General features: G+C 51.8%; 14 protein-coding genes. All 14 read right to left on the minus strand.

The genetic code is table 11. The features are described from left to right. Nucleotides 1–172 precede the first annotated feature (172 nt). The 14 genes from H9Q79_RS06050 to recJ all read right to left on the minus strand — a co-directional run bounded on the left by H9Q79_RS06050 (nt 173) and on the right by recJ (nt 16,234). Nucleotides 173–2,314: a DUF6449 domain-containing protein gene (locus H9Q79_RS06050; protein ID WP_249329415.1), complete on the minus strand. Its 2,142-nt coding sequence runs from the start codon at nt 2,312–2,314 to the stop codon at nt 173–175. Next, entirely contained in the window at nt 2,289–3,191 is a 903-nt protein-coding gene (locus tag H9Q79_RS06055; protein WP_249329416.1) for an ABC transporter ATP-binding protein, read from the minus strand. The genes H9Q79_RS06050 and H9Q79_RS06055 overlap by 26 nt, the downstream gene beginning before the upstream one ends. Continuing rightward, on the minus strand, nt 3,188–3,559 hold the full coding sequence (locus tag H9Q79_RS06060; RefSeq protein WP_118643827.1) for a GntR family transcriptional regulator: 372 nt from the start codon (nt 3,557–3,559) through the stop codon (nt 3,188–3,190). The genes H9Q79_RS06055 and H9Q79_RS06060 overlap by 4 nt, the downstream gene beginning before the upstream one ends. 373 nt (nt 3,560–3,932) lie before the next feature. After that, the gene (locus H9Q79_RS06065) at nt 3,933–4,262 is read right to left on the minus strand and encodes a branched-chain amino acid transporter permease (protein ID WP_249329417.1); all 330 of its coding nucleotides are present in this window, start codon (nt 4,260–4,262) and stop codon (nt 3,933–3,935) included. Further along, nucleotides 4,259–5,011: an AzlC family ABC transporter permease gene (locus H9Q79_RS06070; RefSeq protein ID WP_249329418.1), complete on the minus strand. Its 753-nt coding sequence runs from the start codon at nt 5,009–5,011 to the stop codon at nt 4,259–4,261. The genes H9Q79_RS06065 and H9Q79_RS06070 overlap by 4 nt, the downstream gene beginning before the upstream one ends. A 24-nt stretch (nt 5,012–5,035) precedes the next feature. Beyond that, nucleotides 5,036–5,716 (minus strand): D-lyxose/D-mannose family sugar isomerase, encoded by a 681-nt coding sequence (locus tag H9Q79_RS06075; RefSeq protein ID WP_118643820.1) that lies wholly within the window; start codon nt 5,714–5,716, stop codon nt 5,036–5,038. 105 nt (nt 5,717–5,821) lie between these two features. Further along, nucleotides 5,822–7,615, minus strand: coding sequence for an aspartate--tRNA ligase (gene aspS, locus H9Q79_RS06080; protein WP_118643818.1), 1,794 nt, complete (start codon nt 7,613–7,615; stop codon nt 5,822–5,824). 22 nt (nt 7,616–7,637) lie between these two features. Then, nucleotides 7,638–8,894 (minus strand): histidine--tRNA ligase, encoded by a 1,257-nt coding sequence (gene hisS, locus H9Q79_RS06085; protein ID WP_118643816.1) that lies wholly within the window; start codon nt 8,892–8,894, stop codon nt 7,638–7,640. Nucleotides 8,895–8,896: 2 nt separating this feature from the next. Further along, nucleotides 8,897–9,496 carry an HD-GYP domain-containing protein gene (locus H9Q79_RS06090; RefSeq protein ID WP_249329419.1) on the minus strand — a complete coding sequence of 200 codons (600 nt, stop codon included), beginning with the start codon at nt 9,494–9,496 and terminating at the stop codon, nt 8,897–8,899. Beyond that, entirely contained in the window at nt 9,486–10,955 is a 1,470-nt protein-coding gene (gene hemZ / locus H9Q79_RS06095; protein ID WP_249329420.1) for a coproporphyrinogen dehydrogenase HemZ, read from the minus strand. Before hemZ ends, H9Q79_RS06090 begins: the two co-directional genes overlap by 11 nt. Next, nucleotides 10,948–11,577, minus strand: coding sequence for an MBL fold metallo-hydrolase (locus H9Q79_RS06100; protein WP_249329421.1), 630 nt, complete (start codon nt 11,575–11,577; stop codon nt 10,948–10,950). Before H9Q79_RS06100 ends, hemZ begins: the two co-directional genes overlap by 8 nt. A 4-nt stretch (nt 11,578–11,581) precedes the next feature. Then, nucleotides 11,582–13,891 carry a RelA/SpoT family protein gene (locus H9Q79_RS06105; protein WP_118643812.1) on the minus strand — a complete coding sequence of 770 codons (2,310 nt, stop codon included), beginning with the start codon at nt 13,889–13,891 and terminating at the stop codon, nt 11,582–11,584. Between the two features lie 16 nt (nt 13,892–13,907). After that, nucleotides 13,908–14,432: an adenine phosphoribosyltransferase gene (locus H9Q79_RS06110; RefSeq protein ID WP_118643810.1), complete on the minus strand. Its 525-nt coding sequence runs from the start codon at nt 14,430–14,432 to the stop codon at nt 13,908–13,910. An 86-nt stretch (nt 14,433–14,518) separates the two neighbouring features. Then, nucleotides 14,519–16,234: a single-stranded-DNA-specific exonuclease RecJ gene (recJ, locus tag H9Q79_RS06115; RefSeq protein WP_249329422.1), complete on the minus strand. Its 1,716-nt coding sequence runs from the start codon at nt 16,232–16,234 to the stop codon at nt 14,519–14,521. Nucleotides 16,235–16,262: the final 28 nt, after the last annotated feature.

Below are 16,262 nucleotides of genomic sequence, written 5' to 3' on the forward strand. Positions count from 1 at the left end.
TTCATTAACAGTCATTATGTTCTGAATCTCATTGACAACCGTCTCTTGCCGTTCTCATTATATCACGCTTTTTTTATTACTGTTATTAATATTCCCTTAATATATCGGTATTTAACTGCAAAATACGGGTTGTTTTTCTGTTTTTCACACATTATAGAAAGACGGATTTCTGTCATACCGCCGGCTCACTGTTTTTTAACAGCTGTTCCATTTTCTCCACGTCTGTAATTCTGCAGTTTCCTCCGCCAGAACTGCCGTCCTTATAGGTCAGTATGATGTAAATCCATTTCTCATCCTCCCTATAATCTGAATACCGGCATCTTTCTATGCAGGACAGCACTTGCTCAATATCCTTTTTCTTATAAAAAGTGTGAATCTCAGAGACTTCTGCTGCAGCTGCATAACCATTTTCCGTCTCGGCACTGATGCCCTCATCTGAATTCTGTTCTATTTCCAGCCGCAGGCCGTTAATATCTTCCGGATTGATTTCATTTTGGAAAACAATTCCCATGCGTTCCAGAAAATCCAATGTTTTCTCAAACTGGGGATATAAGTAAAAATACCCCTCATCTAGCCGGTCTTCCATCAAATGGACGGTTCCCATGGCATACTGGCGGCCTGTATCCACCGGCTCATTCCGGCTAAGCCTCAGAATTCCCGACGGCTGTGTCTCCCGAAGCTCCCCAATGGTCACCTTTTTGCTCTCTTCTCTGAACAGACCAATGAATTCCAGCAGCGCCTCTCTTGAAAGATTCAACTTCTGTTCCGTATCTCTGTAGTCCGCCCAGTCAGTTACACTTATGCTGTCCGCCCCAGTGATCCCGTCACCACAGGCGGGATAATATTTCTCACGAAATTCTTCATCCTGGGACAGGTCTTCAAGCGTCTGTTCCAGCAGTTCGCCGCTGACCTGATAACGGCGGTATGCTTTCTTGCCTCCTTTGAGATGATAGCATAGGACAACCTCCTCTATGAAATCTTCTGTTTCATCAAAACGGACTGCCTTGATTCCTTCATCTGCCAGTCCATAAAGCGGCATATAATTGCTGAGTCCGCCTTTTTCCAACAGTGTGGCCTCCAGCCGCTCCGTCGCTGAATAATATTCCATGAAGGGCTCATAGATCCTGTAGCTGTACAACGACATTTCTTCTACCTCACCGGTATCTGGCTGCCACCGGTCATATCCCAGCGGATCTAGCAAAAATATAATCAACAGCGCGCCAACCCCTCCCAGGATAAACCCGCAGGAATATTTATGTGTCCAGATATTTTTTAGATCTGTGCTAAACACAAATTCAATGATACAGTTCAGGAATAAAGCCGCCAAAACAGCCGTGAAAACAAACCAGCCCCTGCTGTCGTAGCCTGCAAACCATCTGACGGCCATTCCCGCCGAAAGCGCGGCAGGTATGGTGATCATAATCTTCACAATCCCCTCTGACCTTGGATAGCTCAACGCACATTCTGCCGCTTCAGACGGCCGCTTTTCATATACCAGAAAACAAAGCAGCAACGCTGCCGCCAAAATGCCCGGAAGGATCAGCCACATGAGAGCCGGAACAGTATCTCTCAGCCCCATTTGCTTACCCATGTAGATCATCAGCGTGACCGGGGAAAAATAGGTGCCCGGATTCGTGCTGCCTGGAATCGTACAATAAGTATCAAAAAATGAAACCATCATATTCCGAATCACCCAGAAACACATGGGGCCATATCCCCAGAAAAAAACCGTCCCCAGAATACCTGTCAGTATTCTCCCTGTCAACAGCATGGCCAGTACGCAGACCGTATATGCAGTCAAAAAGCTCAGGCAGAAAAATCCCATCGTTCCCAATGCCATCGCTACGGTTTCCGACGTAACTATTCCGTTAACCGTACCCACCCCAAGCACTGCTATCAGCACACAGACTACATAGGGAACCGCCGCTATGATAATTCCCGATAGATACTGTATTAGAAACAGCTGCCTTCTTCTCACCGCTATGCTGTGGTAAAAATCTACCTTTTCCTTAGAATGAAGATATGCAAAGCCTGTCACTCCACAGAGTATAGCAGCCACCAGAACTGCTGCCATAATCATGCCGTTGGAAGGACCCAGCACTTGCTCGGCAGCAAGCTGCCGGTTCTGCTCAACCCAGACTTTCATTTGATTGGACGTCATATCTGTGAACTGGATGTGAAGCACATTTTCCAGCCTCATCTGAAAGTTAATCGGCAGCAGAAAGGCATTGATAAAAAACATGAGAATCATCAACCAGCCGCGATGCCGGAGATTTTCTCTCAGCAGCTTAAAAAAGGAGATTTTTGACGTCATAACCTGCCACCTCCGTTTCACTGATGAAGATTTCTTCCAGAGACAACGGCAAAATTTCCGCAAACACCGGATGCTTGCTGTTGACCCGTTCAAGAATTTCATTTCTGGTTCCTTTCGCCACAAGAAGCATCATGGAACCACGCCGTTCATACTGCATGACTGACAGCTCTTTTAAAAGCTGCTCTTCCCTGACTGGATCACCGATGACACACTGTACTTTTTGTATGTGAAATTTCATATCCTCCAGGTTCTCTGAAAACAGGATTCCTCCCTTGTGGAGCAGCCCCACATGGTCACAGATGTCCTCCAACTCCCGCAGATTATGAGAAGCGATTACCGGCGTAAAATCCCGGTTGATCAGCTCTACAGCAAAAATGCTCTTCACAGCCTGGCGCATTACAGGGTCGAGACCGTCAAAGGTCTCGTCACACAACAGGTATTTTGTGTTCGTGCAGATGCCCAGGATGACAGACACCTGCTTCTGCATCCCCTTGGAAAACATTCGGATCTTCCTTCCCGTCTCCAGCCCGATCCTGGACGTCAGGCTTTCAAACCGCCTCATATCAAATTCTGGATAAAACACCCGGTAGCTCTCAGCCATCAGCTTCGGCGTAGCATTGGGAAGAAAGAAAGCCGTGTCCGGCAGAAAACAGATATCACTTTTAACCTGTGGATTCTCAAACACCGGTTTATCATCCACAAAAACCTCTCCTTTATCCGGCTTCAGTACCCCTGCAATCATCCGAAGAAGCGTACTCTTGCCCGCGCCGTTCGTCCCGACCACACCGAAGACTTCCCCTTCCCGGATCTCCGCACTCAGGTCCCTGACAGCCCTTATCTTGCCAAAACTCTTGTGCAGCCCCTTCAGCTTAATCATACACGTACCTCCCCGTAAACCCGTCCTAGCGCCTGCATGCAATCCTCACGGGTGACTCCAAACTCTTTTCCCTCCAGAAGGCAATCCTCTAGCTTCTGGAAACAGGCCTGCTTCTTCTTCTCCCTAACTGCCTGATTCCCCGTTACAAAGTTCCCCTTTCCTTTGACCGGGTAAATATAACCCTCCTGCTCCAGAATCACATATGCCTTCTGTATTGTATTCGGATTAATGGAGAGCTCCATCGCCATCTGTCTGACAGAAGGCATCTGGGAATCAGGCTCCAGCGCACCTTTGACGATCAGCAGCTCAAACCGGTCCACAATCTGTTCGTAGATTGGACGGCGGTCCTGATAATCAATGACAATCATGGTCTTATCTCCTTCCTTCCGATTTTACCCATCGTATCAACTGTACTATCTCACATAATACACCCTCTGTCAAGTATCTTCTTATAGGAAGATATGGAAAGTTTGCGGGAAGTTGATGGATACCCGCTGCTTTTCTGGCCATTTCAAACGGTACAGCGGCCGCCAATCAGCTGCAATCGGCCAGTGGTTACTGTCTGAAGCTATACCGGCGGCACTTTCGTTGAATCTGGGTGAAACGTTTTAGACAAGCCTTTCGTCCGGGCAGCCAAAACCTCCTTCCACAACAACCAAAAATAAAAAAGCTGAAAACGTCATTCATCGCCTGACCATTCAGCTTTCTATGCTTTTAACTCCTTGTTTTAAGCTTCTGCTCTTACAAAACTCTGATTAATATCATATAAACGAAAGTCCCTGCCGCTATGCTGATCAGTGTGTTTCTCTTCCACAGATGCAGCACGGCCACTACCGTCAGCGCCGCGAGCGTCGCAAGTAGGGTGCCTCCCGGCTGGAACAGAGCGTCTTTGATGCAGTAGATGACCAGGATCGCAATAATGGCCGGCGGAAGCTTTTCAGCTACAGCCCGGACAACGGGAGGCATTTCCCGTTTTCCTCCGAAAAAGAGGAACGGAACCGCCCGGGTGAACACGGTAATTGCCGCCACAACTGCTATGATCAAAACAGACTGTGATACCGGTATCGTCATGGCGCTGCCTCCGTTCCGGCTTTGGGTCCGCCTTTTTTCTGCCGTTTCTGCCTGCCCGCAGCGGCGTTTAAGCCAGCGATGCTGACTACAGTCAATATCAGGGCGGGGAGCAGGAAGGCATCTGTCCCGAACAGAAGCAGGCACACAAGAGCGGCAGCCCCTCCGATGAGAGCAGGTATCCGGATTGCCAGGCCCGAATCCCGTACCTGGTCGATCAGGATGACCGCAAACAGTGCAGTCATGGAAAAATCAATTCCTGTAAAATCCAGTGGGATCAGCTGCCCCGCCAGAGCCCCTATCACGGATCCCACAATCCAGTAGGAGTGATCCAGCAGGGCGATCCAAAACCAGGATTCGTGGTTCGTTTCCCCTTCCACTGCCTCCTGTCCGCTGGAGCAGAGCAGGGAATAGGTTTCATCAGTCAGGGAAAAAATCATATACAGATATTTCTTCCCCATTTTTTTAAAGGATTCCACAAATGACAGCCCATAAAACATATGCCTGCAGTTGATGAATAATGTCATCATGGCTACCGTCGGCAGGGCGGCCCCGGCGCTCAGAAGCGTCACCAGCACAAATTGCATAGAACCGGCATAGACCAGCAGGCTGATAAAGAATGCCCAGACCGCCGAATAGCCGGCCTGCTGAAGCAGGATGCCGAAGGCAAAGCCCAGAAACAGATAGCCGCACATAACAGGCAGCGATTTCTTAAATGCATACCGCAGGATGATACTGTGGTTTTTCTTCATGATGTTTGCTCTCCCCTGCTGCCTCTAACGCGCCTCCGGATATTCCGTACACAGCAGGCGGTAAGGCTTTTCATCCTCTTCAATCGCTGGGAAGCGGGGCATCTCCTCGTAAAAACGGTTATCATTCTCATCGTCGTTACACATGGATACCTCTCCGAGAAGAACCGGCCCTGTCCCTTCTTCCAGCGTAAAATCATGATACATATAAGGATAGATCGTGATGCTCTCTCCCGGACAGAGGCGCACCCGCTCTCCAGCCTGGACGGTAAACGCCCGTCCGTCACAGTGGACCTCCACTGGCGTGTCTGCAAACCCTCCCTGTTCATCGGAATTATATACCTGGATCAGCACGTTGCCGCCGCCCCGGTTGATGATATCCTCCATCTTATTCCAGTGGAAATGCATGGGAGACGCCTGGCCGGGCCGGAGAAACAGCAGCTTCTCCGCGTAAGTCTTCGTATATTTCGGCAGCTTCACGTTGCCGTTGCGCAGGGTGATCAGGGAGAAGCCCATCTCATTAAAACGGCCCAGGCCGTAATCCGTGATATCCCATCCCAGCATGTTGTCCCGGACTTCATCATATTCGTGTCCTTTTTCCTGCCATTCCTCCGGCGTAAATCCGCAAAACGGCGGCAGCTCAAAACGGCAGCTCCGGATCATTGCTTCCATTTCCTTCAATGCTTTGTTAATCTCTGAACGTTTCATACCCTGCTCCTCCTGTCTAAGCATATGTGTCTGCCGGCACGGACAACCTCGTTCCTGAAAGATGGCCGCCGCCCGGAGCTTTCACAGTAAGCCTTTTCTGCTCCTTCACTCTTCCCTGCTGCAGACGGCTATCGCCAGCTCTTCCAGCTGCTTGCCGTCCACGGGCGCAGGCGCCTGAGTCATCAAACAGGATGCGTCCTTCACCTTCGGAAAGGCGATGACATCTCTGATAGAATCCTCCTGTGCCATCAGCATGACCAGACGGTCCAGGCCATACGCCAGCCCTGCGTGGGGCGGGACACCATATTTAAAAGCGCTCAGCAGGAAGCTGAACTGCTCCCAGGCCTGTTCTTTCGTAAAGCCCAGAACTTCAAACATCTTCTCCTGTATATCATTCTGGTGGATTCTGACCGAACCTCCGCCCAGCTCCGTCCCGTTCAGCACGATATCATAAGCCTTGGCCCGGACGCTGCCCGGATCGGTATCGATCTTGTCCCAGTCTTCTTCCATAGGCATGGTAAACGGATGATGCATGGCCATAAAACGGTTCTCCTCATCGGACCACTCCAGAAGCGGGAACTCTGTAATCCATACAAAGCGGTACTCGTTCTTGTTCAGCAGCCCCATTTCCCCGGCCAGCTCCAGGCGCAGCGCGCCCAGCACGTTCCAGACGATCTTATTTCTGTCCGCCGCAAACAGGAGCAGATCCCCCGGCTGTCCGTCCATAGCCGTCACAAGAGCTGTCATTTCTTCTTCCTTCATAAACTTGGCAAAGGAGGATTTCAGCGTACCGTCCTCCTGAATAGCCGCATAAGCCAGCCCCTTCGCGCCGTATCCCTTTGCGAATTCCACCAGCTTGTCAATTTTTTTCCTCGGCATACCGCCCTGTCTCTTGGCGTTGATCCCGCGCACAGAACCGTCCTTCAGCTCCAGGGCATTTTTAAACACGGCGAACTCACAGCCCTTCACAACCTCCGATACGTTCACAAGCTCCATCCCGAATCGGAGATCCGGCTTATCAGAGCCGAAACGGTCCATGGCCTCCTGCCAGGACATGCGCTGGATCGGCAGCGGCACATCCACAGCCAGCACCTCCCTGAAAAGGTACGCCAACAGCCGTTCGTTAACATCCATCACATCCTCTGCGTCCACAAAAGACAGCTCCATATCGATCTGTGTGAATTCCGGCTGACGGTCGGCCCGCAGGTCCTCATCCCGGAAGCATCTGGCGATCTGGATATAGCGGTCATATCCCGAACACATCAGAAGCTGCTTGAAGAGCTGAGGAGACTGGGGCAGGGCGTAGAAGCTGCCCGGATGCACACGGCTGGGAACCAGGTAATCCCGTGCCCCCTCCGGAGTGCTCTTACCCAGCATCGGCGTCTCAATCTCCAAAAAGCCTTCCCTGGCCATGAACTGACGTGTCAGCATCGCCACCTGGGAACGCATCATCAGGTTCCTCTGGATATCCGGGCGCCTCAGGTCCAGATAACGGTATTTCAGACGGATCTCTTCTTTTGTCTTACTATTCTCTTCTATTGGGAACGGCGGCGTCTCTGCCTCTGCCAAAATCCGCAGGTATTCCACCCGCACCTCCATCGTGCCTGTCGCCAGATTCTCATTAACCGCGCCGGAACGCCGCTCTACGGTACCAGTGACAGCGATTACGAACTCGCTGCGGAGCTTTCCCGCCTTCTCAAACCCTTCCCCGTCGATGCTGCCATTTTCAAAAATCAACTGCATGACGCCGGTCCGGTCTCTCAGGTCGACAAATATGATTCCGCCTTTGTTGCGGCTTTTCTGCACCCATCCCATGAGTGTGACCTTAGCGCCGATTTCACGCTCCGTAACCTCCGCGCATCTGTGGGAACGATGCATCCCCTTCATTGACTCAGCCATTTATTCTTCCTCCATCTCATCCTTACAGCCTGTCGGCGAAAATCTCTTCAATCTCCGTGTAGCCTTCCGCCTCCAGCTGCTCCTTCTGGAATTTCTTATTCTTTTTCATCACTGACAGGTTGACGGTACAGCCGTCCTTCCGTTCCTCCATGGCTCTTCCGATCACCCGCTCCATAGCCTCCGGGCTCAGGTTCTTGTCCAGCAGATATGCCTTCTTCCTGGAAATACCCGGAATCTGATAATTCCGCTCCAGAAGCAGCATGACAATCCTCTCAAATCCTATGGAAAAACCGCAGGCTGGCACGTCCTGTCCCGTGAACTTGCCGATCATCTCATCATACCGCCCGCCGCCGCCGACACTCCCGCCGTACTCGTCCATGGAAATCTCAAAAATCGGCCCTGTATAATAGGACATTCCCCGCACCAGCGTGGGATCGAAGGCAATTCTGAAATCCGCGTCCCTGGACGCGTCCACGCTGTCCATGATCGTGGTCAGCCCGTCCGCATAGGCGGGGTCCAGATAACCGGACAGCTTCTCCTTCACCAGCCGCACCCCGGCCGCGTCCGGTGTGATCACCCGGAACAGCTCCAGATATTTCTCCACAGCTTCCTTTGCAAAGCCTTCTTTTTCCAGCTCCTGGGCCACCCCATCCAGGCCGATCTTGTCCATCTTATCCAAAATGATAAACACAGTATCGTAAGCCTCCTCAGGGAAACCGCTGTATGCGGCCATGGCCTTCAGTATTCTCCGGTCATTGATCCGGATGGTAAAATTATGGAAATCCAGCTTGCCCAACAATGTGGTGGTGGCCAGGATCAATTCAATCTCCGCCAGATTGGTGGGCTCGCCCAGGATATCAATATCGCACTGCATAAACTGGCGGAACCTTCCTCTCTGGGGGCGGTCAGCTCTCCAGACGTTCCCCATCTGCAACGCCTTGAAGGGTGAGGGCAGCTGGCTGGCATTGTTGGAATAATACCGGCACAACGGCACGGTAAGGTCATACCGGAGGCCGCTGTCTACCAGGTCTGCCTCTTCCTTGGCTTCTTCCAGCTTCAATTTCTCGCCTCTCTTCAGAATCTTGAAAATCAGCTTTTCATTCTCGCCGCCCTGCTTGCTGTTCAGATTCTCAATGTGCTCCACACAGGGAGTCTCCATAGAAGAAAACCCAAAATTCCTGTAGGTTTCCTTAATCAACCCGATCACATAGTCGCGGACTGCCATCTCCTGTGGCAAAATATCCTTCATGCCGGTCACCGGCTTTTTCTTCAACGTCATAATTATCGCAGCTCTCCTCTCACATCCAATGTAATTTCAGGCAGCCGGATCTCACGGTCAGGATTGTCGTGAATCACCCGCATAAAAGCCAGAAACACTTTCATATCGTAATTCTTGATTTCATCGATCATCAGCTCCACAGCGGATTCCGGAGGAAAGGCACTGCGGTATGGCCGGTCGGAAATCAGCGCACAGAACACATCACAGACCCTCAGAATCCTGGCTCCTACGGGAATATTGAGTCCTTCCAGGTTATAGGGATATCCGCTGCCGTCATAATTCTCATGATGGTACAGAACGCTTTCACAGATTGAATCCGAATAACCCCTCTGCTTCAGGATCTGATATCCCTTCTGAGGATGCATCCGGACGTATTTCATCTCTTCCACCACCAGTGGATGGCTCTGCAGCTCCGCTTCATGCATCAGATTCACTTTCCCGATGTCATGGAGCACGCCGGCCACTGCCAGTTCATGGCACTCCTCTTCCGGCAGTTCCAGTTCCCGGGCGATCTCGTGAGCCAGATTGCTCACCTGCATGCCGTGGGTCAACTGCTCCGAAAGGCTGTAACGCAATAAATGTTTTTGATTTTCATATTCCATACAATTCCATCCCTTTACGTTTTCTCTCCAGCATCTCGTCGATCCGTTCCACGTAATTCTTCAGGTCCTTGACATTCTCGACCCGTTCAATACGTGTTCCCTGCTGGAAGACAAATTTAGTAGAGGCTCCGGAACCGGCAGCCATAATGGTCTGTTTTTCTTCCATAATCAGTATATTGTAAATACCAGCTTTGTCAACCTTTGCATAGCCAACATTTTCAAAATTCCCCGCAATATTCTTCTGGCGGTACAGATAATAAGGCCCCATTCCCATTTCCATGGCGCATTCTTTTGTCATCCTCATAATTTCCTCAGAATTTTCAAAAGAGATATCCTCATACTGGTCCTTGAACAGATGCAGCCTTGTGGCTCTCTTCAGCGCCAGAGAATGAACGGTCAGGCTGTCCGGGTCCAGCTCCCTGACAGCCTTCAGTGTGGCCCCCACCTCTTCCTGGCCCTCTCCGGGCAGCCCTACGATCAGATCCATGTTAATATTATCGAAGCCCATGCGCCGCGCCAGATGAAAGGTTTCAACCGTTTCCTCCACCGTGTGCTTACGTCCGATCAGATCCAGGGTCTTCTGGTTCATAGTCTGGGGATTGATAGAAATCCGGGTGACCGGATGGTTCCTGAGGACTTCCAGCTTTTCTTCTGTGATCGTGTCCGGCCGTCCGGCTTCCACAGTAAACTCCTTCAGATGTTCAAAGGAAAAATGCTCCTGTACAAAAGAGAGCAGTCGCTCCAGCTGCGGAGGCTCCAGCGTGGTCGGAGTTCCTCCCCCCACATAGATGGTGTTCAGACGGCGGCCGCTCATCCGCCCGGATATAAACGCAAGCTCCCGGAACAATGATTCCAGATAAGGCTCCATCATATGTCCCCACTGCTTCAACGGATGGGACCCAAAGGAACAATACAGGCAGATGGAGGGGCAGAAGGGGATTCCTATGTAAAGGCTGTAACCCTTTTCCACATCCAGCTGCGACAGCAGGGCCTTTTCCCGGTTGGCTGTCGCGATCGCCAGAGCTGTTTTTTCATTGCTCGTAAAGTAAGTTTCCTTCATATGGCGGGCGATCTCCACATTGCTCCAGCCCTCTTCCAGAAGTCGCATAGGAATCTTCGTGGGGCGTATGCCCGTTAAATCCCCCCACGGCAGCTCTTTTCCTGTCTGTTCCGATAAAAAACGGTAAACCAGCCGTTTTAGCTGGTTCTTTGTCTCCGTCCGGTCTCCGGCATCTTTCAGCCTGCAGCAGGCGAACTGGCTTCTGCCCGGCCCGTTCATGCTGAAAGTAATCTGCTCCTGCCCGTAGTTTATACTATAATAATATGCAAATTCACCCTCCGGTGCCTCTTCTCCCTCATACCAGGTCTTAATCCGGCTGCCGGGATAAAATGCACCGACCAGCGTATAGACGTCGTATTCAAAATCTCTCCGGTTAAACTGAAGGCTGATATTAAGCAAGGGGATTGTACCTCTTTTCCATCGCGATCGTCGTGGACATCTCGTGTCCCGGATATACGGCCGTATCCTCCGGCAGTTCCTGCAGCAGCCTCCGGATGCTCTTCTGCATATCCCTCATGCTGGAGGTGGGAAAATCTGTCCGGCCATAGGAGTGGCAAAATAAGGTGTCCCCGCTCATCAGCACTTTTTGCTCCGGGAAATAATAGCAGGCACTGCCCACCGTATGGCCCGGAGTGTGCAGGACGCGGATCTCAAAGCCTGCCAGACGCAGCTCGTCCCCATCCTTCAGCAGCCGGTCCGCCTTCATGGTAAAGGAAGAGCTCCAGAACCCGGAAAGGTTCAGGGAAGCGTCCTCCAGAACCGCTTCGTCCAGCTCATGGACATATACTGGGATCTGATAGGTCCGGCGCACGCTGTCGGCCGCCAGCATATGGTCATAATGCCCATGGGTCAGAAGCACGGCCACAGGCCTGCCGCCCATGGCATTCACCTTTTCTTCGATGGCCTCCGCCTCATCCGCCGGGTCCACCAGGATCATTTCCTTTGTATCTGCATTCAGAAGGAAATAGCAGTTGGTCGCCACCATTCCCAGAACCAGATTCTGAATTCTCATCTCTGCCATGGTATCATCCTTTCGAACGTTCTATATCAATTACACTTTCCACCTGGCGGATCTTTTCCACCAGCGCATGCAGCTCTTCCTTGCTGTTAACGTCAAAGGTCATGTCGATAGTCGCCGTCCCCTGCTTGCTGGTCCGGACATTCATCGCGCTCAGATCGATCTTTCTCTCTGTGAAAATCTTAGAGATATCCACCAGAAGCCCCGTCCTGTTGTTAGCGTAGACGTTGATCTCCACCGTATACAGCTGGCCCCCGGCCTGTTCCGGCTGCCATTCCGCCTCGATCAGGCGTTCCCGTTCTGTTGAGGGAAGATTCATGATATTCACACAGTCCGTCCGGTGAATCGTAATCCCCCTGCCTCTGGTCACAAATCCTACGATTTCATCGCCCGGTATGGGGCTGCAGCATTTGGAGAAACGGACGGCAACGTCGTTGATGCCATGGACGGTAATGCCGCCTCTGCTACCGGCCACCGGAAGCTCAGCTTTTGCCTCCGAAGCGGCATCCAGCACTTCTTTATCCGTAATCTCTTTCTTGTGCTCTTTTTCCCAGACCTCCAGAAGCTTATTCAGCACCTGGCCTTCCTTCAGGCCTCCGTGCCCGATTGCGGCCAGCACGGAATCCCAGTCACGGAATCCGTACTTTCTCATGACAGCCTCCATGTAGTGAGGCTTCAGATAGATGCCGAGAACCTTGCCCTTCAGCTTGGCGTAGCTGTTCAGCATCTCCTTGCCCTTGAGGATATTATCCTCCTTCAGTTCCTGCCGGAACCACTGGTTAATGCGGTTCTTGGCCTGGGTGCTCTTCACCACCTTCAGCCAGTCACGGCTGGGCCCTTTGGAATTCTGGGAGGTGATGATCTCCACCCGGTCGCCGTTGTGCAGCTCCGTCTCGATGGGTACCAGCTTGCCGTTGACCCTGGCGCCCACCATCCGGTTGCCCACCGCCGTATGGACCGTATAGGCAAAATCTATGGTGCAGGAGCCAGTGGGCAGTGTCTTCACGTCGCCCGCCGGGGAAAAACAGTACACATTGTCGGTAAAAAGGTCTAAATCGCTCTTTAAGAGGCTCATGAACTCCCGGTTGTCGGACATATCCTGCTGCCATTCCAGAATCTGGCGCAGCCAGTTCAGCTTCTCTTCCTCACGCTCCGGCCCGGATTTCTTGCCGTCGGAGGCCTCTTTATATTTCCAGTGGGCCGCAATGCCGTATTCTGCGGTCCTGTGCATCTCAAAGGTCCTGATCTGAATCTCGAAAGGCTGGCCGTTGGGTCCTATCAGCGTCGTATGGAGAGACTGATACATGTTGGGCTTCGGCATGGCGATATAATCCTTGAAACGGCCGGGGATCGGCGTGTACATCTCATGGATGACGCCCAGGGCCGCATAGCAGTCCTTCACAGTCTCCACAATGATCCGCACCGCGAACAGGTCGTAGATCTGATCCAGTGTCTTCTCCTGATTCACCATTTTCTTGTAAATGCTGAAGAAATGCTTGATCCTTCCGCTGACCTGCGCCTCGATTCCCGCCTCGTCTATATGCTTTTTCACGTCAACCACAATCTGATTGACAAACCTCTGTCTTTCATCCTTCTTCTGGTTAATCTGATGAACCAGATCGTAATAGGCCTCCGGCTGAAGGTACTTCAGAGACAAGTCATCCAGCTCCACTTTGATCTTGGAAATACCCAGGCGCTGCGCGATGGGCGCATAGATATCCATGGTTTCTCTGGCCTTTTCCTTCTGCTTCTCCGGAGACATATATTTCAACGTCCGCATATTGTGAAGACGGTCAGCCAGCTTCACAAGAATCACCCGTATATCACGGGCCATGGCCAGGAACATCTTCCTCAGATTCTCCGCCTGCTCCTCAATTTTGTCCGCCGAATAATTCAACTGGCCCAGCTTGGTAACGCCGTCCACCAGAAGAGCAACCTCACCCCCGAACTCGCCGGCCAGCTCTTCCTTCGTCATGATGGTGTCTTCCACCACATCATGAAGAAGGCCGGCAGCTATACTCTCCTTGTCAAGCTCCAGATCCGCCAGGATAATCGCCACACACAACGGATGGATGATATACGGTTCTCCTGATTTGCGCACCTGCCCCTTGTGTGCGCCGTCCGCCATACGGTATGCCTTTTCAATCAGGGAAAGATCGGCAGAAGGATGATACTTCTTCACGCTGGTGATCAGTTCCTCATATAATTGCTCCGGGCTTGTAAAGTCCTCCATCGTTTTCACATTGGCGTCAACGGCTGCAATCTCTTCTTCCAATATTTCTTCTTTTCCTTTTGCGTCCCTTGCGTCTGTTTCCATAAGCCTACCCTAACTTTCACTTTCCCTCATAACGGATGACAGAAGCTACATCATATTTTTTCAGCCGGTCTCTGCCGTTCAGTCCTGCCAGCTCCATAACGAAAATCATCCTGACCACTTCACCGCCAAGCCCTTCCACCATTCTCGCACAGGCTTCAATCGTTCCGCCTGTGGCAATCAGATCATCCACCAGCACAACCCGGTCCCCGGGCTTGATAGAATCCCTGTGCATCTCAATGACAGCGCTTCCATATTCCAGTTCATAGCTGGCTTCCACCGTCTCACAGGGAAGCTTGCCTTTCTTGCGAACCGGAACAAACGGTTTATGTAAATTGTATGCGACCGGAACTCCAAAAATAAATCCCCTGGATTCCGTTCCCACAACCACATCAAAATCTAAACCTTCAAGCAGCCCCTGCAATGAGTCGATTGCGAGCTTCAGCCCGTCCGCGTCCTGCAGTATGCTGGTCACATCTCTGAATATAATCCCCGGCTCAGGAAAATCCGGAATACTTCTCACATACTCTTCCAACTTTTTCATAGCCAATCTCCTTTTTTCGACATCGTAACTTAAAGTATACCATTATTTCAGCGCAGAATCAACGATTTTGCTTGCAAGCGGAGTGATTATTGGTAGTTGGTGATTGTGATTTGCAGGGTTTCGCGGCCCATGTAACTGTTGATACTGGGATAATAGACCAGGGACAGCTGGGGATGGGCGGCGGCGTAGTCGGTGAATCCGCTGGCGTCCCCGAAGTAAACTCCGTCCATCGCGCAGCCGTTTTCGTCCACCACCTGCATTTTTACTACATTTCTATTTTTGCCAAAAATTCTGGGATTCAACACCTTCATCTTTTTTTCTGCGAAGAGAGGCCTGGGATTTCCCTTTCCGAAGGGCTTCAGGAGCTCCATCTGCTCCAGCAGCTCCCGGCTGACATAGCGTATGGGCATGGGTACGTCTATGGTGATTTTGGGGATCAGATCTTCTTCCGAGAGCGCACACAGTTCATTGATCCTCTTCCGGAATAACGGTATGTTCTTCTCCTCCAGAGAAATTCCGGCAGCCATCGGATGACCGCCAAAGCGCGTTAAATACTCCCGGCACCGGCAAAGCTCCTCATACATGGAATAGGCTTCAATAGAACGGCCGGAACCCTTCGCCCCTTCTTCCGTCCCCGTCAGCACGAAGGAAGGCCTGTGGTAATATTCTTTCAGCCTTCCGGCGATGATCCCGGCCAGGCTTTCGTGGCAATCCGGCAGATAGACCACCAGGACCCTGTCGTCTCTCAGCGATGTGGACTCCACCAGGCTGATGGCTTCTTCCACCCCCTGCGCCGTCATTTCCTTCCGGCTTTCGTTCAGGGCTTTCAGATCTCCTGCCAGCCGCGCCGCCTCTTCCCTGCTTTCCGCTGTCAGAAGAGCCAGGGCGCGTTTCGCCGTATCCAGCCTCCCGCTGGCATTCAGGCAGGGTCCCAGCACAAATCCGATGTGATAGACGTCTATCTGGGACGGCTCCAGGCCGTTCTGTGAGATCAGTTCCAGGAGTCCTGGATTTTCCGTCCTGTGGAGACGTTTCAGGCCTTCTTTTACCAGAATCCTGTTTTCCCCCTGAAGGTCCATCACGTCTCCGACCGTGGCAATGCCCACGAATTCCAGAAAGTCCTCCTGCTCCTTTTCCGGTATGCCTGACTGGCTATAGAGATAACAGACCAGCTTCCAGGCTACACCGGCGCCGCAAAGACCCTTAAAGGGGTACCCGCAGCCCGGCTGTTTGGGATTAATCACCGCATCTGCAGGCGGAAGTATGTATTCACGGGTTCCATCCTCTTGTTCAGAATAGGGAATCTCATGATGGTCGGTCACCACCGCGGACATGCCCAGTTCGCGGGCCAGGGCAATCTGCCCGGACGCCGCGATTCCGTTATCACAGGTCACAATCGTATCAATGCCGTCACCGCCTGCCTGGCGCACCAGGCTTTCATTCAGGCCATACCCGTCCCTGATCCTCTCTGGTATCCGCACATCACAGACAGCACCCAGGCGCTTCAGTCCTGTCTGTAATATATAAGAAGACATCACCCCGTCGATATCGTAATCTCCAATCACCCGGATCGGTTTCCGCTCCCTGATCTTCTGCAGCAAAAGCTCGCCTGCCTCTCGCATCCCCTTCATCTGCTCCGGAGGATACAGGTCTGAAAGCCCTCCATACAGATATTTCTCAATTTCTTCATCCCCGACCACATCCCGGTTCCGTATCAGCCGGGCCAGCACCGGATCAATTGAAAATCTCCCGGCAATGCCGTTAAAATCGGCACGTTTTGCCGTCACAACCCATTTTTCCATAGTATCTCCTGAACAGGAAGAAAGCAAA

It is taken from the genome of Wansuia hejianensis, assembly GCF_014337215.1.
Classification (GTDB): Bacteria; Bacillota; Clostridia; order Lachnospirales; family Lachnospiraceae; genus Scatomonas; species Scatomonas hejianensis.